Raw genomic sequence first — 23,866 nt, 5'->3', positions numbered from 1 at the left:
GTAAGGAACCTCATGAAACGCATCGCTTTTTGGATGATCGGCGTCGCCATCGTTATGTTTATCGCTTTAACCCCAGCCAAATGGTTGTATGATCGCTTTGCTCCCGCCCTGCCTGGGGTTTCGCTCACAGCCATCGAAGGGTCGATCTGGTCGGGCTCTGGTCAGATCCAAGTGGCTGACCTCCCGATGGCGTTTCCAGAGCCCCTCACGTGGTCTTTCGCTCCCATCGCACTGTTCAGCGGGGATATCGCATGGCAACTGAGTGCCACCGATTTAAACGCTCATATTCGAGCTGCTGTACCGGTCAGTGCTGCCCTCAGTAATACCCCCACGCTCTCATCACTCAGCATTGATGCGGATGTTCAAGAGCTGACCCGCTGGATGCCTGCGCTTTCAGCAGTAAGAGGGCATGTGAATGGAAAAATTGAGCACATCGCACCTGGCGCGTGCAGTGATACCCAAGGGGAAGGCGTCATGCGTCAGTCTCAACTGCTCGGGTTACCGCTTGGGGATATCTCGGTGACAGTGGCGTGCCAAGGGGCCAATTACCGTGTTGCTTTCACGAATGAAAGTGCACCGATTGATCTTGATGGGGAGATAAAACTGACGCCGCGTGGCGGGTATCAGTTGACCGCTCGTTTACAGGCCGATGACCCAGAGCTTCGCCAGCAACTGGCGGCTCTGGCGGGGACATCCGCCGAGAACCGCACCTTCACACTGCGCCAAAATGGCAACTTGTGATCAGACTTTAAACTGACTGAGGGATCGATCCAAATCCAGCGTTTGCTGCTTCATGTGATCCGAACCGCTGGCTTGCTGAGTGACATCGTTGGCCACATGCTGACTGATGTCGCGGATGTTCGTGGTGTTACGATTGATCTCTTCTGAGGTCTGACTTTGCTCCTCGGCGGCGGTTGCGATTTGCAGCGTCATCTCGTTGATGCGCTCAACGCTGTCGCGGATCGAACTTAAAGCAACGCCCGCTTGAGAGGCCACCGTTTTGGTGTCATCAGCTCGCTCATGCGAGTGACGGATGATCTCTTCCGCTTTTCGCACACCCGACTGCAGTTGCTGAATGGTTTGACTGATCTGCTCTGTCGATTCCTGAGTACGTGACGCCAACGCCCGCACTTCATCGGCCACTACAGCAAAGCCACGGCCCATATCACCTGCACGCGCCGCCTCAATTGCCGCATTCAACGCCAACAAGTTGGTTTGCTCGGCAATTCCGGTGATCACAGTCAGGATGGATTCGATGTTATCGCTGTACCCACTCAAGTCATTGATGGTTTCCACAATTTGCTGCATGTCGGTCACCATATCATCGATCGCATGTGTGGTTTTGGTAACGATCTTCACACCCTCATCGGTAGAAGCACCTGCACTGTGAGCGGCACTTGCGGCTTCTTGTGCATGACGCGCTACCTCGTGTGCGGTTGCCGCCATCTCGTTCATTGCGGTCGCTAGCTGCTCCAACTCAAACAACTGACGGTTCAGTTGTTGCTCGGCGCCATTGGCTGAATCTGATAGAGTTTGGCTTTGATCCCGCATTGAAGACGAAGTCGCTTTTACCTGCGAGATTAGGTTCTGTAAGAAGGCCACAAAGGTGTTGAACTCGTTGGACATTTCGCCAAATTCGTTCTTACTCACAATCGCCAAACGACGGGTTAAATCGCCGCCTCCTTGATTGATCTCTTTCAAGGAATCCGACAAATGCCCCAGCGGTTTCAACAGTTTGGATACGACACTGAACAACACCAGCGAGCAGACAATCGCACTGATGATGGTCGCGGCTACCGCAACCCAACCTAAGTGAGTGGCCGCTGCCATCACTTTATTTTTATCCAGTACAACGCCGATCATCCACGACTTACCGTAAAGCCCTTTTAAAGGTTCAAAGGCCACAAACACCTCTTCACCGTTGAGTGTAATTTCGGTCAACTGATCGGAGTAGGTTTTCGGTGCACTCGGCATAAAGTCCGTTAACGGTTTGCTGTTAAGCTCCGCATTCGGGTGGCTGATCAGGGTGCCGTCTTCGCTCATTAGAAACGCATAACCGTTACCGCTGAAGTTCAGTTTATTGACCGCATCAGATACGGTTTTCAGGCTAAGATCCCCACCAAAAGCACCTTTGAACTGCCCTTTGTCCGTCATCGTTGTAACGGCCGAAATAATCACCTGTTTCGTGGTTAAATCGATGTAAGGGTCGGTCATGACCGCCGTATTGTGCTTTTGAGAAAGGCCATACCAAGGACGTTGACGCGGATCGGTCGAAATCGACGCAGAAGGGTCACTCAGTAACCATTGGCCATTGCTCTCGGTACCGCCAAAGACCAACATAAATTGATCTTTGAATTCCGGCGTACGAAACAACGCTTCAGCACGCGCTTCGCTGTACTCGATATCAATCGCATCGTGTAATGCATTAATCAGCGCGAGTTTACCGTTTAACCAGTCGGTAATTTGAGCAGCTAGGATGGAGGTCGAAGCTTGGGTGCTCTTTTGTGCTTCTTCAAAGAGGGTATTTCGGACATTCACATACTGAATTACCGAAAAAATCGAAAAAGCCGCCAATACAATCACTGTCGATAGTACGGCCACTCTTTGGGACACTTTCATGGAAACTCCTGCCGAGTAACGTAAATGGATTACCCCATTACTCGGCCAGCGCTTCCCAAACTTGAGCTATATCATGGTGATTCGGCCCTTTTTCATATTACAGGGCGAAGGGCCACCTGTTTTATATCGCGAATGCTAGCCGTACCCGCCATCGCCATCGTCACTTCAAACTCTTCGCGCAACACCCGCAACATGTGCGCAACCCCAAGCGCTCCTGCAACGGAGAGGGCATACAGTTGGGGGCGACCGATCATCACAACATCAGCTCCAAGAGCAATGGCTTTAAACACATCGGTGCCACGTTCCACGCCACCATCTAGGATCAGAGGATAATCTTCACCCACAACGCTGCGAATCTCGGGCAGCATCTCTAAGGCACTTGGCACACCATCCAATGCGCGCCCACCGTGGTTAGACACAACCACACCCGCAACACCCATCTCTTTGGCTTTCAGTGCATCCGCTGGGGATAAAATCCCCTTTAGAGTGACCGGCAAACGGGTTTGCTGAAGCAGCCACTCAATGTCTTTCCAGGTCGGCGCTTCGGTCATCATGCCCTGAAAAACGATGCTTTGATCAGGCGTCAACACCTTACGAGGTAACGGTGGACGATCGACCAAATTAACCGCCATGACGCCTTCGGGTAGCTCAAAACCGGCTCGTTGTGCCCGATTACGAATACCGTGTAAGGAGGCATCCACGGTGATCATAATTTGAGTGAAGCCCGCCGCTTCTGCACGGCGCACAAGGTTCAGCGTAAACTCTTTACTCTCTTGAAAATAGAGCTGGAACCACTTCGGGGTGGTAAGGCGGTCGCTGATGGACTCAAGCGATTGGCTGGCCAAGGTGCTGACAACCATCCCAGTTTCCAGAACCGAACAGGCTTCAGCGCTCGCCCACTCCCCTTCCGGGTGCACCAATTGATGGAACGCAACCGGCGCTAACATAACCGGGTGCCGCAGTGTATCGCCCAGTATCGTCGTGTGGGTTCCCCCTTCGGTCACATCGGCAAGGACATTCGGCACGATCATCCAACGGTCTAATGCCTGTCGGTTACGCGCCAGCGTCCATTCATCAGCACCACCGCCGACAATGTACTCAAAAATGTCGGGCCGGATATGGGACTTAGCGTGCTGTGCGTAATCGCTAAGGCTCACAAGCCCTGCGGGAATATCATGACGAGGAGGGGATAAATAATGTGACATTAGGTGTCAGCCCACTGCTGGATCAAATTTTGATAAATACCGCTTAAACGCATCACGTCGGCATGGTCATTACCGTGCTGTTCGGTCAGTGATTGAATGCTCTGGTCAAGATCAAACAACACATCGCGCTGCTCGTGCTGTCGAATCATGCTCTGTAACCAAAAGAAAGAGGCCAAACGAGCGCCCTTGGTGACAGGTTCAACTTTATGCAAACTGGTAGAGGGATAAAGAATCAAATCCCCCGCATTCAGTTTAACCGAATGGGAACCAAACTTATCCTCGATACGCAGCTCCCCCCCTTCGTACTCATCGGGGTCGGATAAGAAGAGCGTGGCCGAAAGGTCGGTTCTTATGCGGGTGGGTGTTCCCGGCACCACACGAATGGCATTATCCACATGCAGCCCGTAGGTTTCCCCCACTCCGTAGCGGTTAAACATCGGCGGGTAAATTTTCATCGGTAACGCGGCCGAGATAAACAAGGGCGTTCTCGCCAGTGCATCCAACACAGCATCACTTAACTGGCGTGTGAGCTGTGCTTGCTCATCCAACTGCTGGTTATGTTTTACTGAGATGGCTTGGCCACCGGCGGTGATACTGCCATCTTGCCAAGGTGCATCATCAAGGTACTGACGGATTTGTCGCACTTGATCAGCAGTAAACACGTCGGGAATAGGAATGATCATAAGCGTCTCGCATTGCGATTAGGTCACAACTGATGGCAACAACTCTGACCTAATGACAAGAAAGGGGCAAGCAACGCTCGCCCCTTTGTACACATTTCACATGGGTAAAATTAGAACTTGTATTTCAGCGTTGCTTTGGCAGAGCGAGCGTCACCTAAGTAAACGATGCTACCGCCGCGGTAAACCGCTGTGTAGTACTCTTCATCAGTCACGTTTTGCAGGTTAACCAGCAAGGATAGGTTGCGGTTAAACTGGTAAGACGCAAACAAGTCGTACACGGTGTAGCTTGGCAGTTTGATAGTATCGCTTGCCGCACCATCCGGCTGACCGCCGTAGATTTCGCTTGAGTAAGTAGCAGTACCACCGAAAGCGAACTTAGGTGTCATCTGGTAGCGAAGCTGCAGGTTAGCGCTCTTATCAGCAAAGTTTGGCTTATCTGAACCAATGTTGTTTGGATAAGAAACCGAACCACCTCGACCCGTTACCGCTTGAGTTCCGTCGTAGAAAGAATCTAGGATTTCTGAACTCATGATCGCCATGCCAAACTGACCGCTCAGCTTAGGCGTAATGTTACCAGACAGACCAAATTCAATACCTTGTACACGGTTTTCACCGGTGTTACCGGAACCGGCTGTATCGTAGTCAGCACCTTCGATCACGTTGTCTTTAGTAGTACGGAACAAGGCCGCGCTCAGCAACAGCTGATCGTTCATCAAGTTCCACTTCGTACCGATTTCAAGGTTAAGGGACTCTTCGGCTTTGATGTTTTTGTACGCATCGGTATCCGCATTACACAGACCACCGTAGCCACAGTTTGTACCTGCGTCCGCTTCACCACCGTTGATGTTAGAAGAGGTGCTCACCGTCGTGTAGATGTTGCCGTTCTCCCATGGAGAGAACACCAGACCTAAGTGACCGTTCCACAAACCATCGCTGTAAGAGTAGTTAGTAAAGTCAGATTCACCACGTGGGATAGCATCTAGATCAAAGTTGAAGTGATCGTATCGAACACCCGCAAAGATTTCTAACCAGTCTGTTACGGTCATCGTATCCATCAAGTAAATCGATACGGTATCCAATTCAAGCTCAGACTGTTTAGCACCGCGAGAAACCGTTCCGGACCACAGGTCATTTTGAGCGTTGTAAGGATCAAGTGTACCGCTCAACGAACCTTCAATGTTGTAAGAGCCTGCTTGCACGCTTTCACGAGCCAATTCAACACCCGCTACGAACGTGTTGCGCATACCGCCAAGATCTAGGTCGGCAACCAAGTTGGTTTGGTTACCCACGTAGGTATTTTCTTGCCACGCAGCAAAGTTACGGATACCACCAGCACCGCGCGAGGTGTAAGCCGATACAACGTAATCGTTCTTGGTTTTACCCCAACGAGACTTGTTTTCTAAACGGATATTGTCAGCGAAATCATAGTTGACAGTAATGGTTGCGATATCCGCTTCGGATTTTTGGAAGCTCAGACCTTTTTGACCCACATAGTCGTACTTGTTAAAGCCGCCAGTGTCACGGTTGTACGCATAACCTGGGTCAGTTTGGTCGTCACCTTTAAAGTGATAGTAATCACCTGAAAGCTTCAGGTTCTCTGTGGCTTGGTGAACTGCAGAGAACAAGATACCTTGACGTTGTTCACCGGCAGGGGCACGGTCTGGGTTATCAGCCTCGGTGTACAGCATGTTCAAACGCACTGCTGTGTCACTGCTCAGCGCTTGGTTAGTATCTAGCGTGAAGCGCTTGTAGCGGTCAGTACCAAAGCCTGCTTCAACATTTGTGAACGTATCATCCGCGTTGGCTTTTTTGGTTACGGTGTTGATCGCACCACCCGTTGAACCACGACCTGCGAAGGTAGAGCTAGGGCCTTTAGAGATCTCAACTTGCTCAAGTGCAAAGGTTTCACGGGTGATCAAACCCGGCTCACGAAGGCCATCAGTGTACACATCGCTGCGCGCTTCATAACCACGGATGATGTAGCGATCACCAAAAGAGTTACCACCTTCACCGGTACCCAGTGTAATACCAGGCTGCGCACTCAGAATGTCTTTCAGCTCAGTTTTACCTGACTCTTCGATTGACTCTTTCGTCAGTACAGTCATGGTTTGCGGGGTATCAGCGATGTCACGTGTGTGACGGCTGTCAGACAGTTTTTTCGCTTTGTAAGGGGCACCCGCTTCAGCGTACGGGTTGCTGTCCGCAGAGACTTCTTGCTCCTCAACCACCAGTTTATCTAGGTTCACTTCGTCGGCCATAGCAACGCCAGACGTGAGTGCGGTAGAGATGGCTAGTGCCAAAGTGCTGCTGGTTTTTAAGCGAGCGCTGTTGGCCAGCGACTGACGCAGGGAAACTGCATCATCGTGCTTTTGGTGTGTCATTTTTAACGTTCCTTTCCGATCTTTAGACGTTTATGGGTCGGCCTGCTTTAGATGCGAATCACACCCTTGCTGGCTCTTTTCACCCACGACTTTTTATTGGTAACACTTTAGGGATACACGGTAGTTCTTAGTCATTTGTTATTTAACGCAAGTCCTTCAGATAGAAGCCGATCGGGATGTTGTACGACATCTGATCCTGCTTGAGGTCGTCTGGAATCGGTGGAAACGGAGCCGCTTTTTTCAGCATTTTCAGAACCGCGTCATCAAGACGATCGAATCCTGAACTTTGACTGATACGGTAGCTCACCAACTGACCTTGGCGGTCGATCACAAACTGCAAACGTACTTCGCCCTCTTCTCCGCGACGCCGCGAAGCCATTGGGTAACGTTTGTATTTTGCAAGCTTGGCCGCGATCAATGCGTTATAGCTGCGTTTAGCCCCAGGGTTCCCCCCAGTTGAGTTCGCTGCCCCCGTACCGGTTGACGCTTTTGTTTTCGTCGCTGAGTTATCCGATTTCTGATCAGAAGGGGGTTGATCAGAAACCTGCGCCTCAGTTTTTGGCTTAGGTTTAGGCTTCTCTTTTGGCTTCGGCTTTTCTTTTGGAACCGGTTTTGGTTTCGGTTTTACCTTAACCACGCTCTCCTGCTTAGGTGGCGGAGGTGGCTCGGGTTCAGGTTCAGGCTCAACTTCGGGTTCAGGCTCAGGTTCAGGCTCCGGTTCGATGACCTCCTCTTCCACTTGAGGGGCTTCAGTTGTTTGCTGAGCATCACCAAGATCACCTAACATCCCAAGATCTACTTCGATCCCAAGTTCACCTTTGTCTTTAGCACCTTCCGTCTCGGAGTGCGCAAAACTTATAAACAGCGCGACGTGAAGTCCTACTGCGATTAAAAATACGATTACCCAGTGATAGGCACGAATCATGAACCCGCTCCCTCCGCCGCTGGCGCCGTCGGCGTTAAACGCGTCGCTAAAGAGACTTTCATCAGCCCGGTACTCTTGATCAACTTAAGCACTTCTTGAAGACGCGTCACAGGCAGGCTGTTATCCACCTTAACCAGTACCATGAAGGCCTTTTGGTCCTTAGCGGTCTCAAACAACTGATTCAGTTCTGTGACGAATGCATCGTCACTCACTGGGTTATTTTCGAGGTATAGCGCACCGGTCAAATCCACAAGCACCGTCACTTTTTCATCAATGTGCGGGGTTTCGCTAACCGATTGAGGGGGTTCTAACTTGACGGCATCCGAGCGCTGAATCTGCCCGGCTACCATAAAGAAGATCAACATAAGAAATACGACGTTGATCAGCGGGATCAGATTATCATCACCGCTGTTGCGTGAAGACGCCGTTTCAGGACACAGTTTCATCCATTCACTCCTAAACCGACTACGGCATCACACCTGATAGAGAAACATGTTTAGCCCCTGCGGCTTTCAGCTCATCCAAGAGAGTGATCACCGACTGGGTCATGACATCGCTATCCACTTTAATTGCATACACGGCATCCGGCTGTTCAGCAATCATTGCTTTCAACTGCTCGGTATTGGAGATGTGCACGGCCGTCCCGGCAAAGTCCAACTCACCGCCGTCGTTGAGAATAGTGACGACTTGAATGTCTTTTTGATCAGGGTCGGTCGGTTCAGAAATCGGGCTTGATAGATCCACCTGCTTCCAATGCATAAAGTTGGATGACAACATAAAGAACAGCAGCAGAATGAACACCACATCAATGAGTGGTGTCAGACTGATGGCGCGTTTACGTCGGTGTGCAGATTGATCAAGCTGCACGCTTGAGCTCCTCAGCTTTAGCTTGGCTCAATACGGCGGCTTGATGGCTTGTGAACACTTGAGTAACGGTATCGTTCATCAAGGCCGAAATGCGCTCTACTTTGCGCTCTAGGTAGTTGTGGACCGCCACAACCGGAATCGCAACTGCAAGGCCCACGGCCGTAGTAAGCAGAGCCTGCCAAATACCTCCTGACAGCACAGATGGATCAACTTGACTGCCTGCCGCTTCCATTTGCTGGAACGCAACAATCATACCCAGAACCGTACCCAGAAGACCCAACAGCGGACTCAAGGTTGAGATGACTTCCAGTGGACGAAGATACGCACGCAGCTGATTTAAACGAAGGGTAGCCACACGCTCGAGCTCTTCTTTCAATGTCGCGTGATCCGCGCTTTGACGCGACAGACCTTGCATCGCAAGCGCAGTCACTTCCGATACAGGACGACGCGTTTTCAGGGCTGAGATCGCGTTTTGCTTTTCACCACGACGCCACAGCAATAAAGCGTTTTTAAGATCACCGCTGGATTCTGGCGATAGAGAGATAAATTGCCAGATCTTGATCAGCACAATGCTCAGCGCGACCACCGAGAAGCCCAGCAAGATCCAGACAACCGGCCCACCAACGACTAAGAAATCTTGTAGCTGAGTGGTCAAATCCACAGGTGCATTGGCAACCACATCAGCAGCCGCTGCAGGGTCCAGCGCAGCATCTGCACCCGCCACAGGTGTAACCGCGTTAGGATCAACGGGGGCTGCTGCCTCCACTGGAGCTGGAGCCGCAGCAGTCGTATCGGTTGTAGCTGGGGCCGTTGAAGCCGCCGTCTCAGGGGTTGATGACGCATTCGCGACCGGAGCCGATGCTGCCGAGCTCGACGACTCAGTTCCTGCTACCGGCGCTGTCGCGCTTTGAGGGTCAACAGGCGATGCGGTTGCATCATTTACAACTGGCTGAGCGGCCGAGGTTTGAACGGGGCTATCACTGCTCACATCATTCTCCAAAGAGGTTAACATCCATTGCGATGCGTAAAAATTTGTAAAGTAGTAATAAATGATAATAATTCGCGTTTTTATACACAATACATATCTAACAAAATACCGTTTTACTTTTGTAGACAATGATTGCCATTTCGCACCAAAATCAGCCCTAAAAACCATTTTTTGACGAACTTTAGCGACATTTCGGCTATTTTTGCCTTATTAACAAAAAGACAAAAAACATGAAGAAAAGTCCAAGTTGTTGCAACGCTACTGGGTGCCGCTGAATGACAGGTTTGCATCATGTGCTCTTTCATCTTCTCTGAACCTATCCTTGCTCAAACCCTCTAATCTTCATTACGCCTATCAAGAAAAGGGCTCACTGGCCGTTACCTGTATTTTTTAAGCTACTGATTCATAACAGACAATAAATACCTGTTACCTATCTGATACACTTATGGAAAAGACTGATAAACGAGGGGGCGCACTCATGAAGTGTCAGGTAGTATCAAGAGTGACTCTGGATGAAAACGACACCACCTTGGTGGTCTTAAAGGAGCAAGAAACCAAGCGCATCTTTGCGATCGACTCGACTCATTTTGGGCACAGCGGCCAATGCGATATGTATTCGCCATATGACCGGATGATGCTAAGCCTTTCGCCAGAGTCTGACGAGCTACTAAAAATCGATCCTCTTTACCTTCGCACCACACGCGGCAGCGCGTCGGATATGCATCACACCCGCTCGGATTGGAAAAAAGCGATTCAAGACAACGAAACGGACCTTGGGTATTGGGAGTGGGTATCGCAGATGAAAGAGCGCGAATTTATGCTGGATACGGGCTTGGCGATTTTCTAAACCATCGATGGAAGAAAAGCCCCAAACGATGGGGCTCTTTGTATTAACGCTCGTAGGTGCCGACTAATCGATTCATACCCAGTGTATGGGGTTCGATGCGCTCTAAAAACTCACAAAGATCCAACCCGTCCGGCAGGTCCGGCTCAACATCCAACGCCACTACCCAAAAATAATAGTGATGAGTACCATGCCCCTCTGGTGGTAAAGGACCGCCGTATCCGGCCTCACCAAAATCATTCACACCTTTAACAAACGCGGTTACCCCCTCTTCCAGTTTTCGCTGATCCGCTGGAATGTTGTACAGCACCCAATGAACGAAGCCGTACTGGCCTTGATCCGACGTTTTAGGTGCATCCGGGTCATGACAAAACACCCCGATGGAGCGCGTACCTTCTGGGACTTTATCCCAAAACAGTGATGGGGATACGTTTCCGCCATCGTAGGCGTGCTTGGCGGGTAATTGGCTACCTGGTTTGAAGTCCGCACTGGTTACCTTCATATCAAAGGGGGCAAATCCCATCTTTTTTCTCCTTAAAAAGGGCGTTTGTTGTCGTATATTTCCGCTTTTTCTCAAGCTTTGACTATATTTATTGAGTCACCAACGTGCAGGAAGTTCGCAAGAAGATCCACCGACACGACCGACTGAGACCCTTTATGCCATACAGTGAACAACGTCGACAACGTTACCTAAAACGACGCCTCGTCGAATTGAGCTACAGCAACGCAACCAGCAGCTTGCTGGTTAGCTGCTTAGCTTTGATGGTGGCTTATTTTTCTTTGAACGTTAAAGAGGTCACTTGGCTCAATGTATGGGCCGTGTTTACAACCGTGATCATGGGGACTCGACTGGTCATCAACACCATCTACCAGCAGCGTTACCCGCTGGGCCTTCCGGACGAGACATCGTTAGATCGAGTTCTCTTTTGGCGCCTTTGCTTTCGAGTGGGCGTGATAGCTACACCGCTGCCGTGGGCTTGGCTTTGCCTGGCCGCACTCCCACACGCCTCTCGCGATGCGCAGTTTGAGATCATTGTGATTGTGAGCGCGATTGCCAGTGGAGCCACGGCGGTAATGGCTTCGGAGAAAGTGATCGGTAAGCTCTTTATCGGGCTCTTGTTGATCCCAGGCAGCGCTGCACTTTTGATCATCGAGCCGCCGCTCACCTTAATGGCCATGTTAGGTCTGATCTTTTTTGTCGTTATGGCTCTAAGTCATCATAACAATCATCAAATGATCGTGAACTCCCTAGAACTCACCTTCGAGAACGAGAAACTGCTGCACGGCGTCACCCAACAAAACGAAGAGATCCGAGAGCTGAATCAAAAACTTGAAGAGCGGGTTCAGGAACGAACCTCAGCCCTTGAGAAGATGGCGTCAACAGACAGCTTAACCACACTGTTAAACCGCTCCGGATTACTCACCCAATTAAGTGAAATTGCAGACAACTCCCGTGAAGTGCATGTCTATTTTGTAGATCTGGATCGGTTTAAGCAGATCAATGATAGCAAGGGCCACGAAGTGGGAGATCGCGTTTTGAAGCAGATCTCACTCTCCTTGCGCCAAGTGCTGCCCGAAGGCAGTTTGGTGGCCAGATGGGGTGGCGATGAGTTTGTCATCTGCTTTATGGACAGGCCCTGCTCGCAAGAAACCCTATCCACCATTTTTGAAAGTTTAACGACTCAGATGTTCCTCGATAACGGCATACTCGAGGTAAACGGCACCATCGGCTATGCGGTGTACCCGCACGACGCCCCAAGCATTAATGAGGCCATCGGTGCAGCGGACCTTGCTGCAACACACTTAAAGCAACACGGACGCCGCGGTGAGCTGTTACGTTTCAATCAGAGCCTGGCCACCAAAATTGTGCGTAAATCCGTTTTGTCGGAGCACCTTGCGCATTTTGAGACCTACGAGTCTTTGTACCTTGAGTACCAGCCGATTGTTGATCAACACCAAGAGGTGATCGCGTTTGAAGCGCTGTGTCGCATGTACGTACCCGACCTTGGCCTTGTCCCACCGGATGAGTTTATTGAGCTTGCCGAGGAAAACGGCCAGATTAACGCCTTAGGGGACTGGGTACTCAGGAACGCACTTAAACAACTGTCACAGGTCTATCAACAAGGTCATAAAGTAACCCTATCGGTCAACGTATCGCCCTTACAGGTCAAACAGAAGGCGTTTGACACCCGTCTATTGACCTTGTGTGCCCAATATCAAGTCCCGACCAGCGCGCTAGCGATCGAGATTACCGAATCCTTCTTAGAGGATGATGAGGTCGAGGGCATCATAGAACGACTGAACATCATTGTGGATCACGGCTTTAAGCTGTACATCGACGACTTTGGTAAAGGCTATTCATCCCTGTCTCGCTTACGAGACCTGCCCGTCACGACCTTAAAGATTGATCGATCCTTTGTTTGGAATATGAACCACGAAGCCGACGTACTCTTGGAGAGCATTCTGTTTTTAGCGAAGAAGTTTAACTTGGACGTAATTGCCGAAGGCGTTGAAACCCAAGCGCAATTTGAAACGCTGAAGTCGATGGGGTGTCCGCAGTTTCAGGGCTTCCTGTTTGGTCGCCCTGAACCGGAATCGCGCTTTAAACGCCCCTTAGAGGAGGGCGAGCGGCTTACTGAACCCGCTCAAACATAAGATCCCAGACACCGTGCCCTAGACGCTCACCGCGCTTTTGAAACTTAGTCACAGGACGCCATTCAGGCTGTGGCGAATACTGGCCTTCACCCGCTTTGTTGCTGAAACCTTCAGCCGCGCTCATGACTTCCATCATGTGCTCAGCGTAGTTTTCCCAGTCAGTTGCCATGTGAAAGTAACCACCCACTTCGAGTTTTTGGCGAATCGCTTGGGCAAACTCAGGTTGCACAATGCGGCGCTTGTGGTGACGCTTTTTATGCCAAGGGTCAGGGAAGAACAACTGCAGCGCGTGCAGGGAGCCATCCGGAATGCACTTTGCCAACACTTCTACCGCATCTTCTTGGTATACACGAACATTGGTTAGGCCCGCCTCTTGAACGCGAGAGAGCAAACGCCCAACCCCAGGACGGTGAACTTCGATACCGATGTAGTTCTTTTCTGGCTCGTTTTTCGCCATTTCGATGAGTGAATCACCCATGCCGAAACCGATCTCAAGCACCACGGGCGCACTGCGACCGAACACCTCAGCCAAGTTAATTGGGCCTTGTTGAATTTCAAGACCAAACTCTGGCCATACTTCGTCCAAGGCTTTCTGCTGACCTTCCGTTGTCCGACCTGCTCGCATAACAAAGCTACGAACGGTACGCATGTGTTTCTGTTCTTCGGTCATGAGTGACGCTTCTTTCTCTTCGATCTGTAGTACAAAAGGTTATTCGATGATGCCATCCATTGGAGATGAGGCACTGGCGTATTTTTTACGCGGCATACGACCTGCCAAAAAGGCTTCGCGACCGGCTTCAATCGCCTTTCTCATCGCGGAGGCCATCAAAATAGGGTTATTGGCGGCAGCGATGGCGGTGTTCATCAACACGCCCTCACAGCCCATCTCCATCGCAATGGCGGCATCGGAGGCGGTACCGACACCCGCATCAACCAAAATCGGTACATTGGCCGACTCCATAATGATACGGATGTTATGTGGGTTTAAGATCCCCAAGCCCGAGCCAATCAGTGAGCCCAGCGGCATGACAGCAACGCAGCCCATCTCTTCAAGCTGCTTAGCCACAATCGGGTCATCGTTCGTGTAGACCATCACCTTAAACCCGTCTTTGACTAGGGTTTCGGTCGCTTTGATGGTTTCAACGATGTTGGGGTAAAGGGTTTTTTGATCGCCCAAGACTTCAAGCTTTACAAGATCATGGCCGTCGAGCAGTTCACGCGCCAAGCGACACGTGCGTACCGCATCATCGGCGGTGTAGCATCCAGCCGTATTCGGTAAAATCGTGTATTTATCTGGGGAGACCACATCCAATAAGTTCGGCTCACCTGGATTTTGGCCAATATTCGTTCGACGCACGGCCACAGTCACAATCTCAGCACCGCTTGCCTCGATGGCATCGCGTGTCTCATTGAGATCTTTATATTTGCCAGTCCCCACCAATAAACGTGAGCGGTATTCCTGACCGGCAATGACGAGAGAGTCGTTTGTGAGTGACATGGTCGTTCCTTAATCGTGATGTTTTTGTTGTTCCTGAAGGTCGATCGCTTCGCGCTTAGCCGCCACCAATCGCATGGACGACTTCGATCTGATCTCCGCTTTTTAGCTCAAATTCAGCGTGCTGACTGCGCGGGATGATCTCTTGGTTAACTTCGATGGCGATGCGCTTACCGGTTAACGCCATGTGATCAATCAAGGTGGATAAGGTTGCGCGTTCAGGCAATTCGAGCGCATCACCGTTTACCGATAATTGCATTACGTTCTCCAACGATCAGACAATGCGTACAGTGCCAGCATGACCCAACCGGTCAAAAAGCCGATGCCACCAAACGGTGTCACTGCACCAAACGTGTGAATTCCAGAGAGCGCAAGCACGTACAAGCTACCGCTAAAGAGGATAATCCCCACAGCGAAGGCAACGCCACTGCCTGACAACAAACGTGAAGCACGGTGCTTCAACAGTACCACGACCAACATCAACGCCAACGTGTGATAAAACTGATACTGAACACCGGTTTGCAGAACCTGCAGCATTCGATCGCTTAAATGCCCTTTCAGCGCGTGAGCACCAAACGCTCCCATGCTGACAGCGACAAAACCACTGACGGCGGCAAACAACAAAAATAACCGGACTGTCATGCGCCTCTCCTTAATGTGCGGCGAAAGTATACCATGAAGATGATCGGTTTTAGGTAACTGAACAAGGTTTTACCAAGCACGATGAATAAGCCCGGTCGCGAGCACAAAAAAAGCCGCTAAAAAGCGGCTCTTATGATGGATTCGGTGGATCAGTAGGCGAGCTCCATGTGCTCGATACCGATGGCCGACTTGAGTTTCTTCATCGCGTTTTTCTCAAGCTGGCGAATGCGCTCTGCGGATACTTGGTACTGTGCAGCCAAGTCATGCAAAGTCGCTTTCTCTTCAGTCAACCAGCGCTGAGCTAAGATATCGCGGCTGCGATCATCCAGCGTGTTGAGCGCCCCCATCAAACGGGTTTGTGAATCTTCTTCCCAGTTTGAGGCTTCCAGCAAATTGGCAGGGTCTGCCGACTGATCTTCCAGATATTGGGCGGGTGCCACTGCGATGGTGTCATCATCGTCACCGACCGGTGCATCGAAAGAGGTATCGATGGATGCCATACGGCCTTCCATCTGACGAACCACGCCTTCATCAACACCTAAGTCTTCGGCGATGGCCGACACTTCATCGTTGTTCATCCAACCTAAGCTCTTTTTCTGTGAACGTAAGTTAAAGAACAACTTACGCTGAGCTTTGGTGGTCGCCACTTTCACAATACGCCAGTTACGTAAGATGTACTCGTGCATTTCGGCTTTGATCCAGTGAACGGCGAAAGAGACCAAACGAACACCCATGCTCGGGTCAAAACGCTTAACCGCTTTCATAAGGCCTACGTTACCCTCTTGAACCAAATCGCCCAAAGGTAAGCCGTAGCCCGAATAGCTGCGTGCAATGTGCACGACGAAGCGCAAGTGCGATAAGACGAGCTGGCGCGCCGCTTCTAAATCGTTCTGATAAAACAGACGGTCGGCTAACTCGCGTTCTTCGTCGACGCTCAGTACAGGAATCGTACTGATTGTTTGAACGTACGCATCCAGATTTTGACCTGGTGATACGTGTTCAATGAGTTGCAAACTGTTGCCCATTTAATCCTAACCTCGTGTATTACAATCCAGATATAAGACGACTGATCCGGTAAAAAGTTCCTTACCACTCCTTGGTAAGCACACAGAAAGATAGCGACTCAAACCGCAAAGATCAAGCCGGTTCAATGGCCCGTAAGTGGCGGCGAACGGAGAGCCACGCGCCTAACCAGCCAAGGACAATACTGGAGGCCAGCAACACTCCGCTGCCGTACCAACTAAGACCTGTCAATTCGAAACGAGTTCGATACAAAGACGCTAATTCCAGTGTCGGTGTTTCGAGCATTAACCACGCTACCTGAATCATAAGCCACGCCAATACACCGCCGAGCAAACCGTACCAAAAACCTGTGTATAAAAACGGACGGCGCACCCAAGCATCGGTGGCTCCCACCAGCTTACACACGACAATCTCATCTCGTCGACGCTCGATGGTTGCACGGATGGTATTCCCAACCACCAGCAAGACGGTAAGGCCCAGCAAGAGGCCCAGCACGTATACGGCTCGTTCCGCCAGCGACAAGATGGCTTCTAAACGTTGTAGCCACTCCATATCTAAGACCGCCTCATCGACCTCGGGCATCGCGGCAAACTCTGCACGCAGAAGGCCGAGATCCTTCGCCTCGTGCGTTTTTGGTAAGATCAAAATCACCGGCGGCAGTGGGTTTTCATCCAGCGAATCCAGTACATCACCAAAACCTGCGTACTCTTTAAACTCAGAAAGACCTTGGTTCTTCGAGATCATATCAATCGCGGCGATGTCATCACGCAGCATTAATGTACGCCCTAGGCGGTCGGCATCTTCATCCGATAGATTTTCAGAGAGATAAAGCGATAAACGCGTTTCCCCTTGCCAACCCGTGGTAACACCTTGCATCGAGCTTAACGCTGAGAACATAAACCCAGGCAGCGTCAACGCAATGGCCAGCACCGCCACGGTCATTAAGGTTTGCAGCGGCGTCGCCAACAAGCGCTTCAAAGATGCCTTACCTACCTCTAGGTGGTGGCGAATCCAGTTTTGACGATAGGCTTTGCTATCGACCTTATGCTGCTGAGCCCCTCGGCGAGGCGGCTCTTCAGCGGTTTTCTTGCGACGCGCTGAGGCTTTAGGTTCTTCGGGGACCGGTTTTGGCGTGACGCGTACCGCACCGCGGGGCTTATTGGTCATGGATCAACCTCCCCTCTTTAAGGGTCAGCATCCGGTGCTGCATGCGGGTAATCAGGGATAGATCGTGACTGGCAATCAACACGGTTGTGCCGACGCGATTAAATTGCTCGAACAAGCGCATAATCTCGGCCGAAAGCTGCGGGTCAAGGTTACCGGTGGGCTCATCGGCCAACAAGACTTTGGGTTTGTGCACAATGGCACGTGCTATGCCCACGCGCTGCTGCTCACCGCTTGAAAGCGCTAATGGGTTCAGTTTCTCTTTGCTCAGCAAACCGACTTTATCCAGAGCGGCACGGACTCTTCGTGCTGAATCTTCTGGCGAGTAACCACTGATGTGCAGCGGTAAAGCCACGTTTTCAAAAACGGATCGATCAAAGAGTAATTGGTGGTTTTGAAACACCACGCCGATGGAGCGGCGAAGCGCGGGCACCCCTTTGCGGGCCAACTCATTGAGGTTGTGATCGCCGACGGTAACCACGCCAGAGGTTGGGCGCTCCATCAACATGATCAACTTAAGCAGCGTACTTTTACCGGCACCTGAGTGGCCGGTTAAAAACGCCATTTCGCCCGACTTCAACGTAAAGTTGATGTCCCTTAGGGCATCGTGTCCTTCTCCATATCGCTTGGAGACGTGTTCAAACTGAATCATGTCCGATCAAACTTCCTGCAAACTGGCCGCTATCGTATCATAGGCTGTCCTTTAACGAAGGACGAAATCCAACCTCTAGGTCGATTTGTTATCAGCAACCAAGGTCGCTACGACACACACCATGCCAAAACCGATGACATCACGCCACAACGACGAGCAGAAACCGCTGTTTAACCGAACCTATTTAAAGCTGTTACCGGTGTTGATCGGGGCGGTGATTGTCTGGCTTACCTATCAGTACCGACATCAAAACGCCCCTGAGATCATCGAATGGGCCCCCACCGTATTTGCAACTGAGATGGATGAGCTAAAAGGCCTAAGCCTCTCGGTAAATTACGCCATCCCAAGCGCATTAAACTTAGAGGCTAAAACCGTACGCAAAGCCCTAGAACTCGCAGCAGACACCGCCCTTACAGGCCAAAGTCAATTCACGGCGCGCTGGTCCCCCGATAAGCTGACGTTAACGGCGCACTACTCAGATGAGACCCGTTTTAACCCCGATGACACCCTAAAAGCCCTGAACGCTTTTGCATCAGAGGTGGACAGCGCACTGTCGAATGCTCTTGAGCGGGCTAAAGCCGAGTTGTACCTAGAACAACAATCCATCAGTGAGCGTGCGCTTACGAACGCCACGACTCAGCTCGCGGTTTACTCTGACCCAAGCCTTTATCAAAACGTGTTCGATACCTTTACTCTGTTGATCAGCGCTCCAAAACTTAAAGATGCGATCAAAACAAACGCATTGGCCCTTTCGAAGACAGCTCACAAGGAGACAGCTTCACCATCACCTCGACTTGCATCGCCGTCGCTTCCCCAAAAGCTACGCCTAAATGCTCCATCGCCACTTTTGTTGATGTTGCAACCGGCCAATCGCACAACCCCACTGAACGGTGATGCCCCTACCGATGCATTCACGGAGCACAGCACTTCGCTGTTGATCACTCACCTATTGGCAGAGGCGATGCAGCAGCTCCCGCTGTCTGAAGGCGCTTCGTTTCGGGTGATCTATCAACCGGCTTGGCCAAAGGGGTATCAGGGCATCCTTCTTACGAGCAGTAAGGCACTGAGCGCGGACACCCCAGCGCGCTTGCAGCGCTCAGTTTTAGAGCATATTGATGAGGCGATGATCAGTACAATGATCACTCGATTGGTGGATCAATACCGCTCGCAACTGGAGCAAAACGACTCGCGACAAGCCTTGATCAACGATGCCGCTTTTTATGGCTGGCACCTACCGGCGGTCACTGAGTTTCGCGCCATGCTGGAGGCGATTCCAGAAAACGAGATCCACGATGCCCTTAAAGACCGTCTCGCCCCAGAAAACAGCATTTCCGTTTGGGTGCTTTAACGGTTTGGGCTGCCCCTTGGTTCGAGTACAATAGCCCATCGTTTGATGAAAAGAGTGTAACCATGCCGCGCCGCCATCCACCCCGTCGTACTGCCAGCCCTACTGCCGATGCCGCTCGCCAAGACCTTCGAATCATTGGCGGAGAGTGGCGCAGCCGAAAGCTGCCGTTTCCGGCGATTGAAGGTCTGCGCCCCACACCGGATCGGGTCCGCGAAACCGTATTCAACTGGCTACAGTTTCATGTGGGCGGAGCGCATTGTTTGGATCTGTTTGCCGGCAGTGGCGCGCTGGGCCTCGAGGCGCTGTCGCGTGGCGCCGCTCATACGACCTTTGTGGATCAGGCCGCCGCCGCTACCAGCCAACTCAAACGCAACTTAACAACGTTAAAGTGCCAAAAGGCCGAAGTCATTCAGATGGATGCCGCTCTGTTTGCAGATCAATTATTGGGGAAAGAAGGGGTTCAGTATGACTTGGTGTTTCTCGACCCGCCTTTTAATAAAGGCTTGGTTGAGCCGATCTGTAAGGCACTGGAAGCCAGCGGGCAGTTATCGGATCATGCTTTAATCTACATCGAAACCGAATCTACAGCAGGCCATTTAAACCTGCCTGAGCACTGGAGCGCCCTTAAAGAGAAGCGCGCAGGCCAAGTGTTGTACCGAATTTACGAGCGCGAGATCCGCGAATTGTAAGACACGTGAACGCTACGCGGCGTTAATCGGCGGCAATGCCCTGCACGAGAGCATCAAAAGCGGTTTCCACCAGCGCTTTTTGATCCATCTCTTCTGGGGTTAGGCGCATATCCAGTGCCAACACCCCAAACATTTGGGCCAAAAACATCTGCGCCAATGGCTGGTTACGCGTTTTCTTTTTGACCTGCTTTTGCTTTCGAGCCTGCTTTAGGAAGCGGTCGATGTAGGCCAACCACTCTTGGACGTTCTGATCCAAAATCTCGTTTAAGTCTTCTACATCCGGCAACATCTGCTGACGGCTATAAAAAAGATTGTAAACGGCCTTAGAGTGGCGATCGTTCATCACATCCAAGGTGACCTGTACCATAAAGTCCCGCAGCGCTTCTAAGGCGTTTTGCTCAATGGCTTGAAGCTGCTCTAAAAGGTGCTGTTCGAAAGGTAGATCCACCACTTGGGCCAGCGCAATCAACAGATCGTCGCGGTTTTTAAAGTGCCAATAGAATGCGCCATGCGTGACGCCAGCTTCGGCCGCGATGGCCTTTAAGCTCACGTTATTGATGCCATGCTCGGCATAACAAAACATCGCCGTTGTTAACAACTCCTGACGGGTTTGTTCGGCTTCTTCACGAGTGCGACGCAATCTTTCTCTCCTGATGGATCCACGTTAACTGTGCACGGGTAGGCCATGCCGGTTATTACCCGATATGGCAACAGAAAAACGGTTTAGTTCAGCCAAAAAACATGCACTGTGTGCAATGCGGTAGCGTGTATTTTACATGCCAATAGAAATGTTTATATAGATCTTTCGTCCGTCCGTACTTGTTGAGAATGATTCTAATTAATATTCCGAACAGAAATAAATAACCATTTTTTTATAACCTTTAATATATAAGGCATTCCATTTATCTATTTGTCTGGATCACCGATTTTCGCTACCATTCGCCCATTAAACCTGAGCGCCCTTTACTGACCCTACAGCATGAGAGCTATGTCATGACCTTAGCGATTTACCCGGGTACGTTTGATCCGATCACCAATGGGCACTCTGATTTGGTGCACCGTGCAGCCAAATTGTTCGACCATGTAATTGTAGCGGTGGCAGCGAGCACAAAAAAAAGCCCCCTACTGACATTGGATGTACGAACTGAGCTCACCAAAGAGGTTTTAAAAGATCTGAATAACGTCGAGGTGGTTGGGTTTGATTGTCTGTTTGCCGACTTGGTTAAACAGCACAACGCAAACGTGATCCTTCGTGGACTGCGAGCCGTATCGGATTTTGAATACGAGTTTCAGCTTGCAAATATGAACCGTCAGCTGGCACCACAAGCCGAAAGCTTGTTCCTAACGCCATCTGAGCATCTTTCGTTTATCTCGTCTACGCTGATACGAGAGATTGCAGTACTCGGTGGCGATGTCAGTAAATTTGTACATCCCGCCGTCAACAGCGTCCTGCAGGAACTGCTGCAGAGCGCTGAATAATTATTATATATAACGACTAGACAAGACCGATTAACACCGATTAGAGGTAGCCATCATGGCATTGATTATTACTGATGAATGCATCAACTGCGATGTATGCGAGCCGGAGTGCCCAAATGAGGCGATCTCTCCGGGCGAAGAGATCTATGAAATTGATCCGGGTAAATGCACAGAGTGCGTTGGCCACTACGATACACCGCAGTGCGTAGAAGTGTGCCCAGTGGACTGTATCCCTAAAGATCCAGACCACGAAGAAACACAAGATGAGTTGATGGAAAAATACCACCGTTTAACGGCGTAAGGTGTCATCAATCAACGAAAAAGCAGGCTCATGAGCCTGCTTTTTTTGTGCCTTTTGGAGGCGAAAGTGCGCTTTAAAGCGTTACGAGCGCTCTATCGGTAGCAGAATCGACTCCAGCAGTTGTCGATCATTCAGCAGTACCAACGCTTTCTCGGGCGGCGCAATAAACGGATTACGAATGCCAAGGCGCGCGAAGACCCACTCATTAAAGGCGATTTCCCACGCCGATGGAGGGTCTACTTTTGCCCAGTGCACTAAGGTCTCTAGGTGGCGGTTATACAGCTCATCAATGCCATACACCAAGGTCATGTACAGAATCGAACGGGCAATATCCCCCCGTGTACGCGATGGGATGATCCACTCGTTTTCAGCATCAAGCCCTGTTGTCATAAAGGCTTCAGGGTTGAGATCCAACCGGAAAGGGCGTTTCACCTTATCGCCTTCCATATCAAACGGGAAGTTAGACCGGTAGGAGTTCATTCCACGCTCACACGCGGCAAAGTTAAGCGGATTCACCGTGGCGCCTTCGCGAACATGGTTCGCCACACCCGCTTTACGCAAGTAGGATTTTAAAAACGATTTCGGGATGATGTGCTCAATACTGTGGCGGCGTTTTTGGTACAGATCATCAATCGGCACCGCGCCGTACACCGATTTCACCCAGCCATAACCTTCATCAAAGAAGAACTGCCAAAAGTTCTGCCACTTATCTTGGCTGCCCCAATCCTCGTAGCCTTCGCGGCTTTGGTAAATACCGCCAGCCAAATCGATAAAATCCTGACGCGTAAGCGCACTTGTCACCGGCGCCACAAAAGGTGGCTCCGCGACCGGCTCCGCCACCACAGGTTGAGTGGTCGTTTCGGCCTGGGCTTTGAGCGTCACGACCACTTGTCCGTGATCCGATTGCTTATGGTTGCCCACCCCATCGGAGTTTAGATGCGCGTTGAGCACTTGGTATTCCGATACGACACCCTTGCCATCGCTGTTTTTCTGGTTAAGGGCATTGGACACCAACACGTAATCCAGAACGCCGCCCTCACCTTTATAGATGTGCGTAAACGGTCGGGCTTCGTGGACCCAACTTCCAGCCAGATCAAACGCATCGGTTAGGCGGTAATCGTACAGCGATTGACGGGCCTCCTCGGGCCAGTCCGATGCGCGCACGCCCCCAATCTCGTAAATCCGATCATTCATGGTCAGTGCCGCCAACGGGATGGAATCCGCTCGGTCGTTCAAGTCGCCCAGCACGACAATCGGCTGATTAGCATCAAACTCCAACAGACGGCTCACATCATGATACAGAGCCGTCGCCTCCGCACCGCGCTGTAAAAGCGCAGCTACATGACCTCGGGATAAACGCTGAAGGGTATCGCTCACCCGCAGCACCCAATCGGCATCTTCAAGGTACTCGATCGGGTCGATCATGGGGCGTTTGGATTTAAGGTGCGCGACATACACCACCACAGGGCCTAAGGCCGAATCCGTTTCGATCGTGGCACGGATGGGGTAGCGACTGAACGCAAACTCCGGCGAGAGTGGCAGCTCATCCAGCAGAACCTCGCTTAAGGTCACTGTTTGAACTTCCGCCACCGGAAACCGGGACGCCAACGCCACCACAGGCTTTATGAAGACATCCGGGTAATTGGGGTCAATTTCAGGCTCATCGACGGTTTCAAAGTACGGATAACCGCACTCTTCCACCAGCTGTTTAAGCGCTTTGACACTGAACACCTCTTGAAAGCCGACCACATCGGCATCCATCAAGCGCAGTTGGTCTTTTATCCACTGTTTTTTCTCATCCCAAGATCGGTCTGAGTAGCGGTTAGAGGCGGTGAGTTCGTACCAATAAAATGGGGGTGCCGCAAACTGATAAAGATTAAAGGTAGCCAGTTTCATAGTGAATCCC

General features: G+C 51.0%; 25 protein-coding genes. 7 read left to right on the top strand and 18 right to left on the bottom strand.

What is annotated here, in order from left to right; all coding sequences use genetic code 11:
- The first annotated feature begins 12 nt into the window (after nt 1-12).
- Nucleotides 13-741, top strand: coding sequence for a type II secretion system protein N (gene gspN / locus ACXAF9_RS08900; RefSeq protein WP_475073060.1), 729 nt, complete (start codon nt 13-15; stop codon nt 739-741).
- Here the strand turns inward: gspN and ACXAF9_RS08895 are convergent, their stop codons facing one another.
- From ACXAF9_RS08895 to ACXAF9_RS08860, 8 genes are all read right to left on the bottom strand, one after another.
- Entirely contained in the window at nt 742-2,619 is a 1,878-nt protein-coding gene (locus tag ACXAF9_RS08895) for a methyl-accepting chemotaxis protein (RefSeq protein WP_475073058.1), read from the bottom strand. It abuts the gene before it with no gap.
- A gap of 92 nt (nt 2,620-2,711) precedes the next feature.
- Nucleotides 2,712-3,824 carry an alpha-hydroxy acid oxidase gene (locus tag ACXAF9_RS08890; protein WP_475073056.1) on the bottom strand — a complete coding sequence of 371 codons (1,113 nt, stop codon included), beginning with the start codon at nt 3,822-3,824 and terminating at the stop codon, nt 2,712-2,714.
- Nucleotides 3,824-4,507 (bottom strand): Fe2+-dependent dioxygenase, encoded by a 684-nt coding sequence (locus ACXAF9_RS08885; protein WP_475073054.1) that lies wholly within the window; start codon nt 4,505-4,507, stop codon nt 3,824-3,826. The genes ACXAF9_RS08890 and ACXAF9_RS08885 overlap by 1 nt, the downstream gene beginning before the upstream one ends.
- Nucleotides 4,508-4,617: 110 nt before the next feature.
- Entirely contained in the window at nt 4,618-6,888 is a 2,271-nt protein-coding gene (locus ACXAF9_RS08880; protein ID WP_475073050.1) for a TonB-dependent receptor, read from the bottom strand.
- A gap of 142 nt (nt 6,889-7,030) precedes the next feature.
- A complete protein-coding gene (locus tag ACXAF9_RS08875) occupies nt 7,031-7,813 on the bottom strand; it encodes an energy transducer TonB (RefSeq protein ID WP_475073047.1) in 783 nt (260 codons plus the stop codon).
- Entirely contained in the window at nt 7,810-8,259 is a 450-nt protein-coding gene (locus tag ACXAF9_RS08870) for an ExbD/TolR family protein (RefSeq protein ID WP_475073045.1), read from the bottom strand. Before ACXAF9_RS08870 ends, ACXAF9_RS08875 begins: the two co-directional genes overlap by 4 nt.
- A gap of 19 nt (nt 8,260-8,278) precedes the next feature.
- A complete protein-coding gene (locus tag ACXAF9_RS08865; protein WP_475073042.1) occupies nt 8,279-8,680 on the bottom strand; it encodes an ExbD/TolR family protein in 402 nt (133 codons plus the stop codon).
- Nucleotides 8,670-9,668, bottom strand: coding sequence for a MotA/TolQ/ExbB proton channel family protein (locus ACXAF9_RS08860; protein WP_475073039.1), 999 nt, complete (start codon nt 9,666-9,668; stop codon nt 8,670-8,672). The genes ACXAF9_RS08865 and ACXAF9_RS08860 overlap by 11 nt, the downstream gene beginning before the upstream one ends.
- A 478-nt stretch (nt 9,669-10,146) precedes the next feature.
- Here ACXAF9_RS08860 and ACXAF9_RS08855 point away from each other — a divergent pair, with 478 nt between their 5' ends.
- The gene (locus tag ACXAF9_RS08855; protein WP_475073037.1) at nt 10,147-10,515 is read left to right on the top strand and encodes a hypothetical protein; all 369 of its coding nucleotides are present in this window, start codon (nt 10,147-10,149) and stop codon (nt 10,513-10,515) included.
- 43 nt (nt 10,516-10,558) lie between these two features.
- Here the strand turns inward: ACXAF9_RS08855 and ACXAF9_RS08850 are convergent, their stop codons facing one another.
- Nucleotides 10,559-11,035, bottom strand: coding sequence for a YbhB/YbcL family Raf kinase inhibitor-like protein (locus tag ACXAF9_RS08850; RefSeq protein WP_475073035.1), 477 nt, complete (start codon nt 11,033-11,035; stop codon nt 10,559-10,561).
- Between the two features lie 134 nt (nt 11,036-11,169).
- Between ACXAF9_RS08850 and ACXAF9_RS08845 the strand changes: the two genes are divergently transcribed.
- Nucleotides 11,170-13,167, top strand: coding sequence for a putative bifunctional diguanylate cyclase/phosphodiesterase (locus ACXAF9_RS08845; protein WP_475073033.1), 1,998 nt, complete (start codon nt 11,170-11,172; stop codon nt 13,165-13,167).
- On the opposite strand, the gene trmB is transcribed toward ACXAF9_RS08845, so the two are convergent.
- From trmB to ftsE, 7 genes are all read right to left on the bottom strand, one after another.
- Nucleotides 13,145-13,837 carry a tRNA (guanosine(46)-N7)-methyltransferase TrmB gene (gene trmB, locus ACXAF9_RS08840; RefSeq protein ID WP_475073031.1) on the bottom strand — a complete coding sequence of 231 codons (693 nt, stop codon included), beginning with the start codon at nt 13,835-13,837 and terminating at the stop codon, nt 13,145-13,147. The two genes, ACXAF9_RS08845 and trmB, sit on opposite strands and share 23 nt — an antisense overlap.
- Nucleotides 13,838-13,876: 39 nt before the next feature.
- Nucleotides 13,877-14,665: a thiazole synthase gene (locus ACXAF9_RS08835; protein ID WP_475073028.1), complete on the bottom strand. Its 789-nt coding sequence runs from the start codon at nt 14,663-14,665 to the stop codon at nt 13,877-13,879.
- A gap of 55 nt (nt 14,666-14,720) precedes the next feature.
- Entirely contained in the window at nt 14,721-14,921 is a 201-nt protein-coding gene (gene thiS, locus ACXAF9_RS08830; RefSeq protein WP_475073026.1) for a sulfur carrier protein ThiS, read from the bottom strand.
- A complete protein-coding gene (locus ACXAF9_RS08825) occupies nt 14,921-15,304 on the bottom strand; it encodes a DUF423 domain-containing protein (RefSeq protein ID WP_475073024.1) in 384 nt (127 codons plus the stop codon). Before ACXAF9_RS08825 ends, thiS begins: the two co-directional genes overlap by 1 nt.
- A 149-nt stretch (nt 15,305-15,453) precedes the next feature.
- Nucleotides 15,454-16,329 (bottom strand): RNA polymerase sigma factor RpoH, encoded by an 876-nt coding sequence (gene rpoH, locus ACXAF9_RS08820; protein WP_475073022.1) that lies wholly within the window; start codon nt 16,327-16,329, stop codon nt 15,454-15,456.
- Between the two features lie 112 nt (nt 16,330-16,441).
- Nucleotides 16,442-17,494: a permease-like cell division protein FtsX gene (gene ftsX, locus ACXAF9_RS08815; protein ID WP_475073020.1), complete on the bottom strand. Its 1,053-nt coding sequence runs from the start codon at nt 17,492-17,494 to the stop codon at nt 16,442-16,444.
- A complete protein-coding gene (gene ftsE / locus ACXAF9_RS08810) occupies nt 17,484-18,143 on the bottom strand; it encodes a cell division ATP-binding protein FtsE (protein ID WP_475073018.1) in 660 nt (219 codons plus the stop codon). Before ftsE ends, ftsX begins: the two co-directional genes overlap by 11 nt.
- A 121-nt stretch (nt 18,144-18,264) precedes the next feature.
- Between ftsE and ACXAF9_RS08805 the strand changes: the two genes are divergently transcribed.
- Both ACXAF9_RS08805 and rsmD read left to right on the top strand, forming a co-directional pair.
- Complete coding sequence (locus ACXAF9_RS08805; RefSeq protein ID WP_475073016.1) at nt 18,265-19,491, top strand: hypothetical protein; 1,227 nt, start codon at nt 18,265-18,267, stop codon at nt 19,489-19,491.
- Between the two features lie 62 nt (nt 19,492-19,553).
- Nucleotides 19,554-20,180 (top strand): 16S rRNA (guanine(966)-N(2))-methyltransferase RsmD, encoded by a 627-nt coding sequence (gene rsmD, locus ACXAF9_RS08800; RefSeq protein ID WP_475073014.1) that lies wholly within the window; start codon nt 19,554-19,556, stop codon nt 20,178-20,180.
- A 22-nt stretch (nt 20,181-20,202) separates the two neighbouring features.
- Here the strand turns inward: rsmD and ACXAF9_RS08795 are convergent, their stop codons facing one another.
- Nucleotides 20,203-20,820, bottom strand: a complete 618-nt coding sequence (locus tag ACXAF9_RS08795) for a TetR/AcrR family transcriptional regulator (protein ID WP_475073011.1) — start codon at nt 20,818-20,820, stop codon at nt 20,203-20,205.
- Between the two features lie 353 nt (nt 20,821-21,173).
- On the opposite strand from ACXAF9_RS08795, the gene coaD reads away from it, so the two are divergent.
- Nucleotides 21,174-21,659 carry a pantetheine-phosphate adenylyltransferase gene (gene coaD, locus ACXAF9_RS08790; protein ID WP_475073009.1) on the top strand — a complete coding sequence of 162 codons (486 nt, stop codon included), beginning with the start codon at nt 21,174-21,176 and terminating at the stop codon, nt 21,657-21,659.
- Nucleotides 21,660-21,714: 55 nt separating this feature from the next.
- Nucleotides 21,715-21,960 (top strand): YfhL family 4Fe-4S dicluster ferredoxin, encoded by a 246-nt coding sequence (locus tag ACXAF9_RS08785; protein ID WP_475073007.1) that lies wholly within the window; start codon nt 21,715-21,717, stop codon nt 21,958-21,960.
- A gap of 81 nt (nt 21,961-22,041) precedes the next feature.
- On the opposite strand, the gene ACXAF9_RS08780 is transcribed toward ACXAF9_RS08785, so the two are convergent.
- A complete protein-coding gene (locus ACXAF9_RS08780) occupies nt 22,042-23,856 on the bottom strand; it encodes an endonuclease/exonuclease/phosphatase family protein (protein WP_475073005.1) in 1,815 nt (604 codons plus the stop codon).
- Nucleotides 23,857-23,866 lie beyond the last annotated feature (10 nt).

The organism is Neptunomonas sp. ABH4_499 (genome assembly GCF_056160565.1).
This window is presented reverse-complemented; position numbering and strand designations above follow the sequence as displayed.

What these genes read in the sequence shown, in the direction of transcription:
- ACXAF9_RS08850 (WP_475073035.1), bottom strand. Translation starts at nt 11,035, where the DNA reads ATGGGATTTGCCCCCTTTGATATGAAGGTAACCAGTGCGGACTTCAAA.
- trmB (WP_475073031.1), bottom strand. Translation starts at nt 13,837, where the DNA reads ATGACCGAAGAACAGAAACACATGCGTACCGTTCGTAGCTTTGTTATG.
- coaD (WP_475073009.1), top strand. Translation starts at nt 21,174, where the DNA reads ATGACCTTAGCGATTTACCCGGGTACGTTTGATCCGATCACCAATGGG.
- ACXAF9_RS08880 (WP_475073050.1), bottom strand. Translation starts at nt 6,888, where the DNA reads ATGACACACCAAAAGCACGATGATGCAGTTTCCCTGCGTCAGTCGCTG.
- ACXAF9_RS08855 (WP_475073037.1), top strand. Translation starts at nt 10,147, where the DNA reads ATGAAGTGTCAGGTAGTATCAAGAGTGACTCTGGATGAAAACGACACC.
- ftsE (WP_475073018.1), bottom strand. Translation starts at nt 18,143, where the DNA reads ATGATTCAGTTTGAACACGTCTCCAAGCGATATGGAGAAGGACACGAT.
- ACXAF9_RS08785 (WP_475073007.1), top strand. Translation starts at nt 21,715, where the DNA reads ATGGCATTGATTATTACTGATGAATGCATCAACTGCGATGTATGCGAG.
- thiS (WP_475073026.1), bottom strand. Translation starts at nt 14,921, where the DNA reads ATGCAATTATCGGTAAACGGTGATGCGCTCGAATTGCCTGAACGCGCA.
- ACXAF9_RS08870 (WP_475073045.1), bottom strand. Translation starts at nt 8,259, where the DNA reads ATGAAACTGTGTCCTGAAACGGCGTCTTCACGCAACAGCGGTGATGAT.
- ACXAF9_RS08845 (WP_475073033.1), top strand. Translation starts at nt 11,170, where the DNA reads ATGCCATACAGTGAACAACGTCGACAACGTTACCTAAAACGACGCCTC.
- ACXAF9_RS08780 (WP_475073005.1), bottom strand. Translation starts at nt 23,856, where the DNA reads ATGAAACTGGCTACCTTTAATCTTTATCAGTTTGCGGCACCCCCATTT.
- rpoH (WP_475073022.1), bottom strand. Translation starts at nt 16,329, where the DNA reads ATGGGCAACAGTTTGCAACTCATTGAACACGTATCACCAGGTCAAAAT.
- ACXAF9_RS08890 (WP_475073056.1), bottom strand. Translation starts at nt 3,824, where the DNA reads ATGTCACATTATTTATCCCCTCCTCGTCATGATATTCCCGCAGGGCTT.
- rsmD (WP_475073014.1), top strand. Translation starts at nt 19,554, where the DNA reads ATGCCGCGCCGCCATCCACCCCGTCGTACTGCCAGCCCTACTGCCGAT.
- gspN (WP_475073060.1), top strand. Translation starts at nt 13, where the DNA reads ATGAAACGCATCGCTTTTTGGATGATCGGCGTCGCCATCGTTATGTTT.
- ACXAF9_RS08875 (WP_475073047.1), bottom strand. Translation starts at nt 7,813, where the DNA reads ATGATTCGTGCCTATCACTGGGTAATCGTATTTTTAATCGCAGTAGGA.
- ftsX (WP_475073020.1), bottom strand. Translation starts at nt 17,494, where the DNA reads ATGACCAATAAGCCCCGCGGTGCGGTACGCGTCACGCCAAAACCGGTC.
- ACXAF9_RS08805 (WP_475073016.1), top strand. Translation starts at nt 18,265, where the DNA reads ATGCCAAAACCGATGACATCACGCCACAACGACGAGCAGAAACCGCTG.
- ACXAF9_RS08825 (WP_475073024.1), bottom strand. Translation starts at nt 15,304, where the DNA reads ATGACAGTCCGGTTATTTTTGTTGTTTGCCGCCGTCAGTGGTTTTGTC.
- ACXAF9_RS08835 (WP_475073028.1), bottom strand. Translation starts at nt 14,665, where the DNA reads ATGTCACTCACAAACGACTCTCTCGTCATTGCCGGTCAGGAATACCGC.
- ACXAF9_RS08895 (WP_475073058.1), bottom strand. Translation starts at nt 2,619, where the DNA reads ATGAAAGTGTCCCAAAGAGTGGCCGTACTATCGACAGTGATTGTATTG.
- ACXAF9_RS08885 (WP_475073054.1), bottom strand. Translation starts at nt 4,507, where the DNA reads ATGATCATTCCTATTCCCGACGTGTTTACTGCTGATCAAGTGCGACAA.